14 protein-coding genes (1 of these 14 running past the window's edge) are annotated in these 13,327 nt (G+C 52.4%); 13 read left to right on the top strand and 1 reads right to left on the bottom strand.

The features are described 5' to 3' along the window. Positions 1-55: 55 nt before the first annotated feature. The 6 genes from ACAF76_RS18865 to ACAF76_RS18840 all read left to right on the top strand — a co-directional run bounded on the left by ACAF76_RS18865 (position 56) and on the right by ACAF76_RS18840 (position 4,022). Entirely contained in the window at positions 56-622 is a 567-nt protein-coding gene (locus ACAF76_RS18865) for a 5-formyltetrahydrofolate cyclo-ligase (RefSeq protein ID WP_400164369.1), read from the top strand. Positions 623-721: 99 nt separating this feature from the next. Further along, positions 722-1,237 (top strand): molybdenum cofactor biosynthesis protein B, encoded by a 516-nt coding sequence (locus ACAF76_RS18860; protein WP_400164368.1) that lies wholly within the window; start codon positions 722-724, stop codon positions 1,235-1,237. Next, positions 1,231-2,232, top strand: coding sequence for a molybdopterin-binding protein (locus tag ACAF76_RS18855; protein WP_400164367.1), 1,002 nt, complete (start codon positions 1,231-1,233; stop codon positions 2,230-2,232). The genes ACAF76_RS18860 and ACAF76_RS18855 overlap by 7 nt, the downstream gene beginning before the upstream one ends. Before the next feature lie 50 nt (positions 2,233-2,282). Beyond that, complete coding sequence (gene tatA / locus ACAF76_RS18850) at positions 2,283-2,669, top strand: twin-arginine translocase TatA/TatE family subunit (protein ID WP_400164366.1); 387 nt, start codon at positions 2,283-2,285, stop codon at positions 2,667-2,669. Positions 2,670-2,687: 18 nt separating this feature from the next. Further along, positions 2,688-3,461: a twin-arginine translocase subunit TatC gene (gene tatC / locus ACAF76_RS18845; protein ID WP_400164365.1), complete on the top strand. Its 774-nt coding sequence runs from the start codon at positions 2,688-2,690 to the stop codon at positions 3,459-3,461. Positions 3,462-3,590: 129 nt separating this feature from the next. Further along, positions 3,591-4,022: a hypothetical protein gene (locus ACAF76_RS18840; protein ID WP_400164364.1), complete on the top strand. Its 432-nt coding sequence runs from the start codon at positions 3,591-3,593 to the stop codon at positions 4,020-4,022. A 38-nt stretch (positions 4,023-4,060) separates the two neighbouring features. On the opposite strand, the gene ACAF76_RS18835 is transcribed toward ACAF76_RS18840, so the two are convergent. Then, positions 4,061-5,428: a CAP domain-containing protein gene (locus ACAF76_RS18835; RefSeq protein WP_400164363.1), complete on the bottom strand. Its 1,368-nt coding sequence runs from the start codon at positions 5,426-5,428 to the stop codon at positions 4,061-4,063. 262 nt (positions 5,429-5,690) lie between these two features. Between ACAF76_RS18835 and groES the strand changes: the two genes are divergently transcribed. The 7 genes from groES to ACAF76_RS18800 all read left to right on the top strand — a co-directional run. Continuing rightward, the gene (groES, locus tag ACAF76_RS18830; RefSeq protein WP_023556652.1) at positions 5,691-5,975 is read left to right on the top strand and encodes a co-chaperone GroES; all 285 of its coding nucleotides are present in this window, start codon (positions 5,691-5,693) and stop codon (positions 5,973-5,975) included. Between the two features lie 57 nt (positions 5,976-6,032). Next, positions 6,033-7,664, top strand: coding sequence for a chaperonin GroEL (gene groL / locus ACAF76_RS18825; protein WP_400164362.1), 1,632 nt, complete (start codon positions 6,033-6,035; stop codon positions 7,662-7,664). A 154-nt stretch (positions 7,665-7,818) separates the two neighbouring features. Beyond that, positions 7,819-9,264, top strand: coding sequence for an IS1182 family transposase (locus ACAF76_RS18820; RefSeq protein ID WP_400162161.1), 1,446 nt, complete (start codon positions 7,819-7,821; stop codon positions 9,262-9,264). Positions 9,265-9,448: 184 nt separating this feature from the next. Continuing rightward, positions 9,449-10,747: an ABC transporter substrate-binding protein gene (locus ACAF76_RS18815; protein WP_421617187.1), complete on the top strand. Its 1,299-nt coding sequence runs from the start codon at positions 9,449-9,451 to the stop codon at positions 10,745-10,747. A gap of 121 nt (positions 10,748-10,868) precedes the next feature. Continuing rightward, positions 10,869-11,828, top strand: coding sequence for a carbohydrate ABC transporter permease (locus ACAF76_RS18810; protein WP_421617186.1), 960 nt, complete (start codon positions 10,869-10,871; stop codon positions 11,826-11,828). A gap of 9 nt (positions 11,829-11,837) precedes the next feature. Further along, positions 11,838-12,659: a carbohydrate ABC transporter permease gene (locus tag ACAF76_RS18805; RefSeq protein WP_421617185.1), complete on the top strand. Its 822-nt coding sequence runs from the start codon at positions 11,838-11,840 to the stop codon at positions 12,657-12,659. After that, positions 12,656-13,327 carry the 5' portion of an HAD family hydrolase gene (locus ACAF76_RS18800; protein WP_421617184.1) on the top strand. Its footprint extends 117 nt past the window's final position, so 672 of the gene's 789 nt are visible here — the first part of the coding sequence; the start codon lies at positions 12,656-12,658; its stop codon lies beyond the right edge, outside the window. Before ACAF76_RS18805 ends, ACAF76_RS18800 begins: the two co-directional genes overlap by 4 nt.

Raw genomic sequence — 13,327 nt, 5'->3', positions numbered from 1 at the left:
TGGGGGAGAGTCCCTCGACACATCGGGGATGAAAAGATGGGAGAGTGGGGCGAAAATGGAGAAAAAACAGCTTCGCCGGCAATTGTTGGAGAAGCGCAAGTCGTTGTCGATCGATCAAAGGCGCGACTTTTCCAGGCGAGCGTGCAGCCGTCTGCTCACCTGTGAACGGCTGATGGAGGCCGAAGTGATCCTGGCGTTCCATCCGTTTGGTGATGAGCTGGACATCCTGCCGTTCGTTGAAGAAGCGATGCGCAGGGGAGTGGAAATCTGGCTGCCGCGCACCGTTCCGGACACACGGGAGCTGATCCCGTACCGCTACACGGGCAAAGAGATGCTCAAACAAGGGACGTACGGCATCTGGGAGCCGGACCCGGACAAAGCGCAGCCTGTGGACACGCGCAGACTGAATGCCGTACTCGTACCTGGAGTAGGATTTGATCGGCAGGGGGGAAGAATCGGGTACGGCGCCGGCTACTACGATCGCTTTTTGGCAGGGCTTGACCACCGTCCTTATTTGCTTGGCATTTGCTACTCGCTGCAGATCGTCGAGAACGTGCCGATGGAGCCGCATGACATATTGCTGGACGCGGTTCTGACTGAAAACGGATGTTTTGAATCGTGACGTTTTTGTGTCAAAAACAGCCTTTTCTTCCCACAGTATCTACAGCAACTAGAAAGTGGTGTACAATACAAGCGAGTGAATAAACGGAGGAATGAACCTGTGAGCAAATGGAAAGTAGGCGTAGTCTCCGCAAGTGATTCTATCGCAAATAGGGAAAGAGAAGACGACAGAATACCAATCATCCGAGAGTTGACCCGGGAATGGCTGCAATCCGAGGTTGCGGTCTATCGCACGGTTGCCGATGACATGGAAGATCTGAAAGAACACATGATCGAACTGGTCGATCGGGAAAAATGCGATCTGCTGATCGTAACGGGCGGGACAGGCTTGAGCCCGCGTGACGTGACCCCGGAAGTGACTGCATGGGTCATCGACCGTCCTGTGCCGGGACTGGCCGAAGAGATGCGTCGCGCCGGTCTGAAGCAGTCGCGCAGAGCGATGCTGACGCGTGCCGTGGCAGGTACGCGAGGAAACACGCTGATCATCAACCTCCCGGGTACCCCAAAAGGCGTGGAAATCTGTTTCAACGCGATTGGAGACATGCTTTCCGACGCTCTGCATATCTTGCAGGGAACAGGCGAGGCCAACGAGGATTGGGGCGGTTTAGGGTGGTAGACAAACCGAAGATGCGGGAGGTGCCTGTCCGCGACGCGATCGGTATGATGCTCCCGCACGATATGACGCAGATTTTGCCAGGAGAGTTCAAAGGGCGTCTGTTCAAAAAAGGACATGTCGTCCGCGAAGAAGACATCGAAGCTTTGCTTTCGATCGGCAAGGAGCATATCTACGCGCTGGAAATGCCGGACGGATTTATCCACGAGGAGGAGGCCGGGCTGCGGATCGCCCGGGCTGTCGCTGGCGACGGCTTGATCTTGACCGAGCCTTACGAAGGAAAAGTGTCGATGAAAGCCGCTCGCATGGGCTTGGCCAAAATCAACGAACAGGCGGTACATGCCTTGAACGCGTTGGATGGCATCGCGCTGTCGACGATTTACGGAGACCAGGTAGTGCAGGAGGGGGATGCGGTCGCTGCGACCCGGATTATTCCCCTGATCATGGAGGAGAGCCGTATCGTCCGGCTGGAGCAGCTTGCCCGGGAGTTTGACGGGCCAATCATCCAGGTAAAGCCGTTTCTGAAAAAGAGAGTCGGAGTCGTGACGACCGGCGGCGAAGTATTTTCCGGCAGAATCGCAGACAAGTTTGGTCCGGCAGTGCGGGCCAAGGTAGAGGCGCTCGGGTCTGAGGTTGTGGGACAGCGCTTTGCCCCGGACGACAAAGAGGCGATTGAGCGGGAAATTAACGCATTTTTGGAAGAAGGCGTCGACCTCGTACTGGCGACAGGCGGAATGTCGGTAGACCCCGACGACCGGACACCGGGGGCGATTGCCGGTGTAGGCGCTCAGGTGGTGCGTTACGGCACGCCGATGCTGCCCGGCTCCATGCTGCTCGTTGCCTACAAGGGAGATACGCCGATTCTCGGCTTGCCGGGAGCGGTCATGCACGAGAAGTTTACCTCGTTTGACGTGTTCTTGCCGCGCATTTTGGCTGGCGAACGCATTGAAGAGTCGGATATGACGCGTTTGGGCTACGGCGGTTTACGAAAGTGCTAGCTGGTTAGAATGGCTAGTGTCAGGCTACATCCGAAAAGGAGTGAAAGGAAATGAGTACAATTGGTATTCCTGGTCTGATATTGATTCTTATTTTGGCACTCGTGTTGTTCGGACCAAAGAAGCTGCCTGAACTGGGGCGTGCCGTAGGGCGCACCCTGAAGGAGTTCAAGGTCGCCACTCGCGATCTGACAAGCGATCTGGACGAAGACGACGACGAGCGCGAAAAGTCCAAGGCCAAAGAACTCCCGACCAAAGCGGCTGCTTCTACTGCCGCGGCTACGACAGCCACGGCAACCGCAGCAAAGGAAGAGTCCGAACGCGAAAAGCTGGAGCGTGAGATTCGCGAAAAGCTGGAGCGCGAGCGTCTGGAGAAAGAAATCCGGGAGAAGCTGGAGCAGGAGCGTCTGCAACTCCAGCAGGAACAGCCCAAAGCATAACTCGCTAAGGTGGTTGCCATGACCGAACAGGAAATGACAGTGGTTGAGCATCTTACAGAACTGCGAAAGCGGGTTATCTGGGTGCTGGTCGTATTTGTTGTCGCGCTGATCGGCGGGTTTTACTTCGCCGGTCCGCTTATCGAATACTTGAAGCAGGAACCGATGGCCGAAGGAGTGCCGATCATATCGCTGCATCCGTCTGACGCGCTGCGCGTCTACATGCAGGTAGCTGTTCTCATTGCCATTACCGTCGTACTCCCGGTGGCACTGTACCATCTCTGGCGGTTCGTCTCCCCTGGCTTGCGGGAAAACGAGCGGCGCGGGACGCTGTACTTTATCCCGTTCGCTTTTTTCTTGTTCGTCATCGGGATTGTTTTTGGGTACTACGTCGTTTTTCCGATGCTGATGCTGTTTATGACCAATCTGACAGGCAGTATCGGGGCAGAGCCCAACTACGGAATTGGCGAATACTTCGGTTTCCTCTTTAATACGGTAATCCCGTTTGGCGTCCTGTTTCAACTGCCGATCGTGGTGATGTTTTTGACGCGGCTGCGCATCCTCAATCCGATGCGGCTGGCAAAAATGCGCCGCTACGCATACTTCGTGCTGGTGGTCATCGCCGTGACGCTGACCCCGCCGGAAATCATCAGCGACATCATGGTGACGATTCCGCTTCTCGTCTTGTACGAGATCAGCGTCTGGCTGTCGCGCATCATCTACCGAAAGCAGTTGAAAGAAGACGAAGAGTGGGAACGACAATACGGTATGGATTCAGAAGAAGCCATACAATAGGAAGAAAAGAGGTCTCCCTGCAAAAGGCGGGGAGACTTTTTTGCATGTCCGGCAATCCGTACGCCATATTTTTCTACTTGCTTCCAGATCTCCGGGACATACTACTACGGTAGAGCGGGAGGTGGAAAGATGTGGCTGATTGTATGCCTGGCGCTGCTTTTCTCCGGTGCGCAGACGGTACATGCGGAAACAGAGCTGCCCGGAGCGGCACAGGTCGAACTGTTTGATACGAACAAGCAAAAGGTCGTCCAGACATTTGCCAATTCCTCGCTGTTTCAAAAGCAGGCGAAGGAGATTCTGGACAGTGTAAGCGGACGGGTGCAGGAGCTCAGCCCGTCTCTGGAAAACGCGATGATCGCAAAAATCCCCCTGGCGCCGCCGCAAAGGATGGTGCACAAGGGGACAGGGCTCGATGTGGAAATCGCCGAGATGTTTGTGGTCATGCCGAAAAAGGGGAGCCGCCCGCCGTGGCTGATCCTGATTACGAAAGAGCACGAGACCGTAATCATGGAATTTTCCCGGAAAGTCGATGCCTTGCGCAAGCAGCTTCGGCTTTCCTGATCAGGCTGCTCCCGTATTCGACGCTGTTGTGCAACTGCCTATTCGTCGGGCAGGGTGAGGAAGGCTTGCGTGTAGTAATCGCTGACGACCCCTACGCCGAGCAGGGCAAAGTCTTTTTCCAGCACGTTTTTGCGGTGGCCGGGGCTGTTCATCCAGCCTTCGTGGACTTCGATCGCATCCGGGTATCCGGCGGCGATGTTTTCACCCGCCATGATGTAGCGGATATCGGCCGCTTTCAGTCGTTCAAAAGGGTCCAGTCCGCTCGTCGCTGACACGTGGTCAAAAAACTGGTTTGTCTTCATGTCCAGGCTGTGTCCGCGTGCCACTTCTGCGGCGCCCTCATGCCAGGTGAGCGGGGGCAGCTTGTAGCGGTAGCGGACGACGTTGACCAGATCGAGGACTTGCCGTTCATACGCGGCATTGACCAGTTCCCGTTCTTTGACACTCAGAGAAGGTGGATCAAAGTCGGGAGCTTTTCCTTGATAGGTCCACTTCATTTCGTAGAAGCCGCCGCGCAAAAGCATTTGGATGTCTATCATCCGCAGGGCCGTCACCTTGTTGTCGTTTTGGAGGTCCAGATAGTAGATGAGAGGCGTCCCGGCCTCGATCACGAGGGGACGCTGTTGCTTCTGGTTCGTAATCTGGATGTGAGCGCCCATGTAGCGCAGCGACAGGACGTCTTGCAAGGGATGCTGACTTTGCAAGGATTGCAGGCTTGCTCCGATACCCGTGTTTCCCAGCTTGGCTGAAGGAGCGTTGGAGTAGAGATCGACGACGCGATCCTGGGCGATGCCCACTTGCAAGTACCGGGCAGGTTCCTGGTTGTAGATCCACCATTCGTAGCCGAGTCCGCTCGGTTCGACCCGCGCCGGTTTCCCGTGGACATCCAGCACCTGCTGGGAAGTCATCCCCAGTCGCAGCCCGAACAGTTCATAGACGGGAGTGGATGCTTGCCGGGCTTTGCCGGTGGAGGATGCAGCAGCCGTTTTCGGTTCGGCTGCCTGCTGCTCTGCCGTAGCTTGCCCGGGAATTCCGAAAGGCGATTGTCCGCCGGGGATTTGTGTCGCATCCGTTTTTTCCTCTGCGGCCTGCAGCGCCTCAGCCGGAGCCTGCCCCAGCCAGGCGACCGCAGCGGAGCGATCCCAGCCGACCGGTTTGTTCAGTTGCTCTCCGATCAGAGAGAGTGGTACATAGAGGTTGCCTTCGTATTCCAGTGCCGTGGGCAGTGTTTGTCCCGCCTTGTCGCCTGTCGCTGCATCTATGCTATCACCAATCTCCCTGCCGTCCCAATAGATCGTCGTCGGAGTAGGATAAGCACGGACGAGAGAATTGTGTTCCGCTTTGAAAAAGTGATTGGCCCCCAGAATCACGGCGACCGCCATAGCCAACAAGAACCATTTGCGCATCTTCGTTCCCTCCTTGATCGGCTTGCTCTGTCTCTTGTTCTAGTATCATTATATGTGGTTGACGGATTGATAGAACTGCCTGCTAGAAAAAGATTGCTAGATGAAAGAAAAGCGTGACAGGCAAATGGAAAAATGTGAGGGAAACTACTTGCAATGTAGAGAGCGATTGATTATTATAGGAATTGGGTGTTAGCACTCGATTAGACTGAGTGCTAACAACAAAAAACATTTCGTACCTACATTTTTGAGGAGGGTGTTTTTCGTGCTGAAGCCATTGGGTGACCGTGTGGTAATTGAAGCTATCTCCAAAGACGAAACGACCGCTAGCGGTATCGTTCTGCCTGACACGGCGAAGGAAAAACCGCAAGAAGGCCGCGTTATCGCTGTCGGCTCCGGTCGTGTAGCTGACAACGGCGAGCGTATCGCGTTGGAAGTAAAAGAAGGCGACAAGGTGATCTTCTCCAAGTACGCCGGTACTGAAGTAAAAGTCGATAACAAAGAATATCTTGTGCTTCGTGAATCCGATATCCTCGCGATCGTCGGATAAGCTCTTCACATAAGTAAGAATCCGTTTTACTAAACATAACGCTGGAGGTAGAGATTGATGGCTAAACAAATCAAGTTCTCTGAAGACGCTCGCCGTTCGATGCTCCGTGGTGTGGAAACACTGGCCAACGCGGTGAAAGTAACGCTTGGTCCAAAAGGACGCAATGTGGTACTGGAGAAAAAGTTCGGTTCTCCGCTGATCACCAATGACGGTGTAACCATCGCAAAAGAAATCGAACTGGAAGATGCTTACGAAAACATGGGTGCGCAACTGGTTAAAGAAGTTGCGACCAAAACAAACGACATCGCGGGTGACGGTACAACCACTGCTACCGTTCTGGCTGCTGCGATGATCCGCGAAGGTCTGAAAAACGTAACCGCTGGCGCCAACCCGATGGTGATCCGCCGCGGTATGGAAAAAGCAGTTCGCGCTGCTGTAGAAGAAATCAAATCGATCGCGAAGCCGGTGGAGAACAAATCCTCGATCGCGCAAGTAGCATCCATCTCCGCTGACGATCAAGAAGTAGGTAACCTGATCGCAGAAGCGATGGAAAAAGTGGGCAAAGACGGCGTAATCACCGTTGAAGAGTCCAAAGGCTTCCTGACTGAACTGGAAGTAGTAGAAGGTATGCAGTTTGACCGCGGCTACGCTTCCCCGTACATGATCACAGACACTGACAAGATGGAAGCGGTTCTGAACAACCCGTACATCTTGATCACCGATAAGAAAATCTCCAACATCCAGGAGATCCTGCCTGTACTGGAGCAAGTGGTACAAAGCGGCAAACCGCTGCTGATCATCGCGGAAGACGTAGAAGGCGAAGCGCTGGCTACCCTCGTGGTAAACAAACTGCGCGGTACCTTCACTGCAGTAGCTGTAAAAGCTCCTGGCTTTGGCGATCGCCGCAAAGCAATGCTGCAAGACATCGCTGTACTCACTGGCGGTGAAGTGATCACAGAAGAGCTGGGTCTGGATCTGAAATCCACCAAGCTGGAACAACTCGGCCGCGCTGGCAAAGTTGTTGTTACCAAAGAAAACACGACTGTTGTGGAAGGCGCTGGCGACAAGGCTTCCATCGAAAGCCGCGTAGCGCAAATCCGTCAACAAATCGAAGATACGACTTCCGAGTTCGACCGCGAAAAACTGCAAGAGCGCCTGGCGAAACTGGCTGGCGGCGTAGCGGTAATCAAAGTCGGTGCTGCTACCGAAACCGAACTGAAAGAGAAAAAGCTGCGCATCGAGGACGCACTCAACTCTACTCGCGCTGCGGTAGAAGAGGGTATCGTACCTGGTGGCGGTACTACGCTGATCAACGCAATCAAAGCGGTTGAAGCTGTTAAAGCAGAAGGCGAAGAGGCAGTAGGTGTACAAATCGTACTCCGCTCCCTGGAAGAGCCAGTTCGCCAAATCGCGGCCAACGCTGGTCTGGAAGGCTCTGTTATCGTTGAGCGCCTGAAAAAAGAAGCGGTAGGCATCGGTTTCAACGCAGCTACCGAAGAGTATGTAAACATGCTCGAAGCGGGTATCGTTGACGCTGCGAAAGTAACTCGCTCCGCACTGTCCAACGCTGCATCTGTAGCTGCTATGTTCCTGACTACAGAAGCAGTCATTGCCGACAAACCGGAAGAAAACAAAGCTGGTGCAGGCATGCCAGACATGGGCGGCATGGGCGGCATGGGAATGATGTAAGAAACGGTTTCCCCAAACCGTTTCGACGAAGAGGCAGACATAGGTCTGCCTCTCAGCCTGTAGACAAAGTTCCGTAAGGAACAGGGTCTGCAGGCTTTTTTGTTGAATATAGAACATGTTACGTTTTCAAAAGTTATTTTTTAGAGGTGGCATTATGCTTAATAAGCAAGAGGCCGAAGGGCGTTATCAGATATCTGCATTCTCGCTAGATGAGTTGGTGCCAGAAGATCATCTCGTAAGAAAAATTGAAAATGCAATCGACTTTTCGTTCATCTATGACTTGGTGGAAAGCCTCTACTGTCATGACAATGGCAGACCCAGTGTTGACCCTGTAGTCTTAGTTAAAATTGCTTTCATCCAATATATTTTTGGAATTCGTTCCATGCGACAAACGATTAAAGAGATCGAAACCAATGTTGCCTATCGGTGGTTTATTGGCTATGATTTCAGTCAGCCCATTCCCCATTTCACGACCCTAGGCAAGAACTATGTTCGCCGTTTTCGGGATACTCAACTCTTCGAGTCGATCTTCCTTCGAATATTGGAGGAGGCGGTTCATCATGGATTCGTGAAGCCTGATGTGCTTTTCATTGATGCTACGCATGTAAAAGCCAGTGCGAATAAGCATAAATACGTGAAAGAAATCGTTGAAGAACAAGCGAAGAAATATCAAGAGCTGCTGGACGAAGAAATCAATCAGGATCGTATTGCACATGGAAAGAAGCCCCTTGAAAAAAAGACAGAAACTTCGAAGAAGGAGGTGAAAGTCAGCACAACTGACCCGGATTGCGGATTGTTTGTAAAAGGGGAAAAGGAACGTGTATTTGCTTATAGTTTTCATACAGCATGTGATCGAAATGGATTTGTGCTTGGTGCCAAGGTAACGCCAGGCAATGTGCATGACAGTCAGGTTTTTGAGGATGTTTTGAATCAAGTGCGAAAGACGTTTGCACAGCCTCAAGCTGTGGCAGTGGACTCGGGATACAAGACGCCTTACATCAGTAAAACACTCCTTGATGACCAGATTCGCCCCGTTATGCCCTACACAAGACCACGCACCAAAGAAGGTTTTTTTAAAAAGCACGAATATGTGTATGATGAATATTTCGACTGCTACATCTGCCCGAACGAGCAAATCTTAACATATGAGACAACAAACAAGGATGGGTACCGTATCTATCGATCAAATTCTCAAGTTTGCCGAAGTTGTCCGTTCTTGAAACAATGCACGGAAAGTAAAGACTACACAAAGAGAGTGAGTCGCCACATCTGGGCTGATTACCTCGAAGAGGTAGACCACCTCCGGCATACCGAGGAAAACAAACAAATCTATAGCAAACGGAAAGAAACGATTGAACGTGTATTCGCTGATATGAAGGAAAAGCATGGCATGCGTTGGACGACCTTACGAGGACTGGAGAAGGTCACGATGCAGGCGATGCTTGTTTTCGCTGCCATGAACTTGAAAAAAATGGCGACCTGGCTATGGAAATCAGGTCGCCAAAAGGTGAACGATCAAAACACCTTCGGTATTTTCATCAAATTATTAAACAAACTCCCTCTGCTGTTCGTTCAGCGAGGGAGTTTGTCTGCAATCTGAGAGGCAGACATAGGTCTGCCTCTTTTTGCTGTTCACTTTTGCAACAGGAGCTTTTGGCGAAGATAGAGTTTATAAATAAATTATCAGAAAAGATAGATAAATTTTTGAAAGAATGTTTCCTGAATATACAAAATATTATAAAATATTTCTACATGAGCTGATAAATTCCATGGAGGCGATGTTTGTGAGCGTGCGGAAAGTCTGGTTGTTTTGCGTGGTATTGATGCTTGCGCTGTCAGCGTGCAGCGGCGGGGGGACGTCTGCTCCGCCATCAGGTGATACGAGTTCCCAACCAGCAGCTACAGAAGGGGGAAAAGAAGAGGTCGAGCTGGTCATGTACAGTTGGCGGCCTGAGGACAAGGAAGCGTATGAAGGATTTATCGCCGAATTCCAAAAGCAACATCCTCACATCAAGATCAATTTCCGTTCCTTTAAATCTACGGAGTACAACACGATCCTGACCAACTCGCTGACAGCGGGCACAGGCGTGGACATTCTGCAGCTTCGCCCGTACTCCGGTGCTGCCTCGATCGCGGATGCCGGATACTTGCTGCCGATCGACGATGTTCCGGGCGTCTCGGACATCCCGGAGGCGTACCTGGACGCTGCTCGCGGTGCTGACGGCAAAGTATACGGGGTGCCGCTCTTCATCAACTCTGCGGTCATTTTCTACAACCCGAAGCTGTTTGAGGAAAACGGCTTGCAACCGCCGCAAACGTGGGAAGAGTTCCTGCAAGTATGCGAAGCGCTCCAGCAAAAAGGCATTATCCCGGTGGCGCAGGCAGGCAAGGCAGCGTACCTGCTCTCTTACACCCACAACGTCATCGGAACGAGTGCGTTTGGCGGTGAGGAGTACGTGCAGAAGCTGCTCTCCGGCGAAGTCAACTTTACCGATCCCGCATTCAAAGAGTCGATCAAACGGATGAATGATCTCGTGCCGTACTTCCCGCCCGATTTTGTGGCGATCGACGACAAGGATGCGCAAGCGCTCTTCTACACCGGAAAAGCGGCGATGTACATCAACGGCAGCCATCGTCTGGAGACCTTTGAAAACCTCAACCCTGATCTGTCATTGGACATCCTGCCGGCATTGGCCAAGGAAAAAGGCGGAGCGACTCCGATGATCAACTGGGTGGACGGCTCCTACGGCATTGCCAAGGCGACCAAGCATCCGGAGGAAGCGAAAGCGTTCATGCAGTTCCTCGCCTCCAAGGAGTTTGGACAGATGTTCAGCGACGAGCTGAATCGATTAAGCGCGATTCCTGGTGTGGTGCCGAAGCATCCGTTGCTGCAAAAAATGGCGGAACTGAGTGAAGAAAGCATGACCAGCTACATGATGCTCGTTCACTTCAGCGAAGGCACACCGACTACGAAGACGACGTTCGAGGATTCGCTGCAAGGCATGTACATCGGGCAACTGACGGTCGACAAAGTCGCAGAGGATACACAGGCATCCGCCGACAAGTGGTTTCAGCCGCAGTAGCAGGGAGGAAAACGCGTTGGACATCGAGGTACAGTCCAGGATGCACTGGGCTGTACCTGTTTTCCCTGCTTCGTTGTGATGGCGGATCACAAATTTGCTTGCATGGGAGGTAGCCACGAAAATGGCCGTTTTGCAAAAGGAGACAGAAAAAGCGCCTGCGACAGTAAGGAAAAAACGAATCATCTGGAAGAAACAGCTCGTCCATCTGTTTTTGCTGCCTGCGCTCGTTTTGTTCATCTGGTTTCAGGTATACCCGATTCTCTCCGCTTTCCTGAACAGCTTTTACTCCTTCCAGGGAATGCGCCGAGGAGAATTTGTCGGACTGGAAAATTTCGTTCGCCTGTTTACGGAATCTCCGTTCAAGGAGACATTTACCCGCGCCTTTGGGCACAACGTCATCTTTTTTATCGGTACCGTCATCTTCAAGATGATTGCTGCCTTTTTGCTCGCGCTGTTGATTAACAGCAAGATTCGCGGCAAGGAATTTTTCAAAACGGTGATTTTTCTGCCCAAGCTGCTGTCGGTGATCGTGGTTGGCTTCTTGTTCAGCTTGATCCTCAACCCGACCTACGGTGCGCTCAATACGGTACTGCGGTTTATCGGTCTGGAGGAGTGGGCGCGTCCCTGGCTCGGGAGTCCGGATACGGCCTTGTATACCATTATCCTCGTCAATAGCTGGTACGGCCTTGGATTTGCGATGCTGATCTTCCTCGCCGGCCTGCAGGCCATCCCCCAGGAAATATACGACGCGGCCAAGATGGACGGGGCATCCGGCCTGACGATGCTGTTGAAAATTACGGTTCCGCTGGCGATGCCCTCGATCATGGTGATGACGATCCTTACCTTTATCGGGGCGTTTGAGACGTTCGAGCTGATCTTCGCCATGCAGGGCTCCCAGGCAGGCCCGTATTTCTCTACCGATGTATTGGCCACCTACTTTTACCGCTTGGCATTTGGTTCTGTCGATGGCGGAGAGTCGATTGGCCTCGGTTCTGCTTTGGCAGTCGTACTCTTTTTGATGATTTCCAGCGCCACGGCGGTGCTGTTGTTTTTCTTCAAAAGAAAGGAATTCGAACAATAGGAGGAGAACATGGCGGGACGTCTTGGACAGTTTGCCAAATACCTGATCTTGTCGCTCGTGTCACTATCCGTGCTGTATCCGTTTTTTCTGATGATCACTTCGTCGCTGAAAAGCAATTTGGAGATTCTCACTTCTCCGCTTGGCTTGCCGTCCGGTTTTTCGCTGGAGAACTACGCGCTCGTCTGGGAAAAGGTGAGCTTCGGCAAATACGTATGGAATAGCATTTATGTAAGCGGGCTTTCTGTTTTTCTGATTTTGTTTATCTCGTCCCTGGCAGCGTTTTATTTGTCACGCTTTACGTTTCGCTGGAATTCCTTTGTGCTGTTTTTCTTTATGATCGGGCTGATGCTGCCGATGAAACTGGCAATTTTGCCTCTCTATATGATCATGCTCCAGCTTCATTTGCTGGATACGTTGACGTCGCTGGTCATTTTGTACGTGGCTGGAGGAATTCCGTTCGCTGTGTTCGTGTTCTACGGCTTTTTCCGCACGCTGCCGACCGAGCTGGATCAGTCAGCGAGGCTGGACGGATGCAACAGTTTTCAAGTGTACTACAAGATCATTCTGCCGTTGATGAAGCCTGCCCTCGGTACGGTCGCCATCGTGCAGTTGATCGGGGTATGGAACGACTTTTTCTATCCGCTTATCTTTTTAAAGAGTGAAGAATTGAGCACGATTCCGCTGGGCGTATTGACCTTGTTTGGGGAGTACGATACGGAGTGGAATCTGTTGTTTGCGAGTCTGACGATTTCTTCCTTGCCGATGATTGTGGCGTTTTTGTTTGCATCGAGACAGTTTATTGAAGGTCTTACGTCGGGGGCGATTAAATGAAACAGAGATGGATCACGTTTGATTTGGACGGCACGTTGATGCAAAACCCGTTTGGCAAATGGGTCTTCCCGGAGGTTGCGGCTGCAGTCTCCGGCAAGCTCGGAATGGCGTACGACGCTATATCCGCTTTGATAGCAGAACATGAGCGGCGGATGAGCGAGGGCAGGTATGTGGAGGCGTACGATTGGGACGAGATGCTCGAGCGACTGTGTGAAAAGCTGGGGATTGAGAAGCCGGTAGATGTGGAGGATGTGGTTCACGAGCACAATTTTCCGCCAAAGGTGTATCTGTTGGAGCCGGACATCCCTCTTGTCTTGCAAAGGCTCAGGGCGTGTGGCTACTCTTTGGCGGCGGTGACGAATGGCTTTTTCAAATATCAGGCTCCTGTCATGCGGACGTTGGGGCTGGAGCGATGCTTTGATGAGGTGATAACGCCGGAGATGGCGGGAACGGGGAAACCAGACCCTGCCATTCTCCGCCTGCTGCCCGGTGAGGTGGTAGCACATGTGGGCGATCGGCTGGACCATGACGTGCAACTTGCCAATGCGGCTGGTATTCATTCTGTTTTTGTTGATCGAACTATGCCGGAGAGGTTGTGCTCGCTGCCGCCGCACGTGCGGGCGAAGGACCAAGAGATGCTGCAGTTGTGCCTGGCGAAATGGAAAAAG

This window comes from Brevibacillus sp. TJ4, from assembly GCF_044627595.2.
Taxonomy (GTDB): Bacteria; Bacillota; Bacilli; order Brevibacillales; family Brevibacillaceae; genus Brevibacillus.
Note: the sequence above shows the minus strand (reverse complement) of the source record. Positions and strands in the feature narration are given on the sequence as shown.

Coding starts and splice junctions, on each gene's coding strand:
- ACAF76_RS18810 (WP_421617186.1), top strand. CDS start 10,869: ATGGCCGTTTTGCAAAAGGAGACAGAAAAAGCGCCTGCGACAGTAAGG.
- ACAF76_RS18835 (WP_400164363.1), bottom strand. CDS start 5,428: ATGCGCAAATGGTTCTTGTTGGCTATGGCGGTCGCCGTGATTCTGGGG.
- ACAF76_RS18820 (WP_400162161.1), top strand. CDS start 7,819: ATGCTTAATAAGCAAGAGGCCGAAGGGCGTTATCAGATATCTGCATTC.
- ACAF76_RS18840 (WP_400164364.1), top strand. CDS start 3,591: ATGTGGCTGATTGTATGCCTGGCGCTGCTTTTCTCCGGTGCGCAGACG.
- tatA (WP_400164366.1), top strand. CDS start 2,283: ATGAGTACAATTGGTATTCCTGGTCTGATATTGATTCTTATTTTGGCA.
- ACAF76_RS18805 (WP_421617185.1), top strand. CDS start 11,838: ATGGCGGGACGTCTTGGACAGTTTGCCAAATACCTGATCTTGTCGCTC.
- ACAF76_RS18865 (WP_400164369.1), top strand. CDS start 56: ATGGAGAAAAAACAGCTTCGCCGGCAATTGTTGGAGAAGCGCAAGTCG.
- tatC (WP_400164365.1), top strand. CDS start 2,688: ATGACCGAACAGGAAATGACAGTGGTTGAGCATCTTACAGAACTGCGA.
- groL (WP_400164362.1), top strand. CDS start 6,033: ATGGCTAAACAAATCAAGTTCTCTGAAGACGCTCGCCGTTCGATGCTC.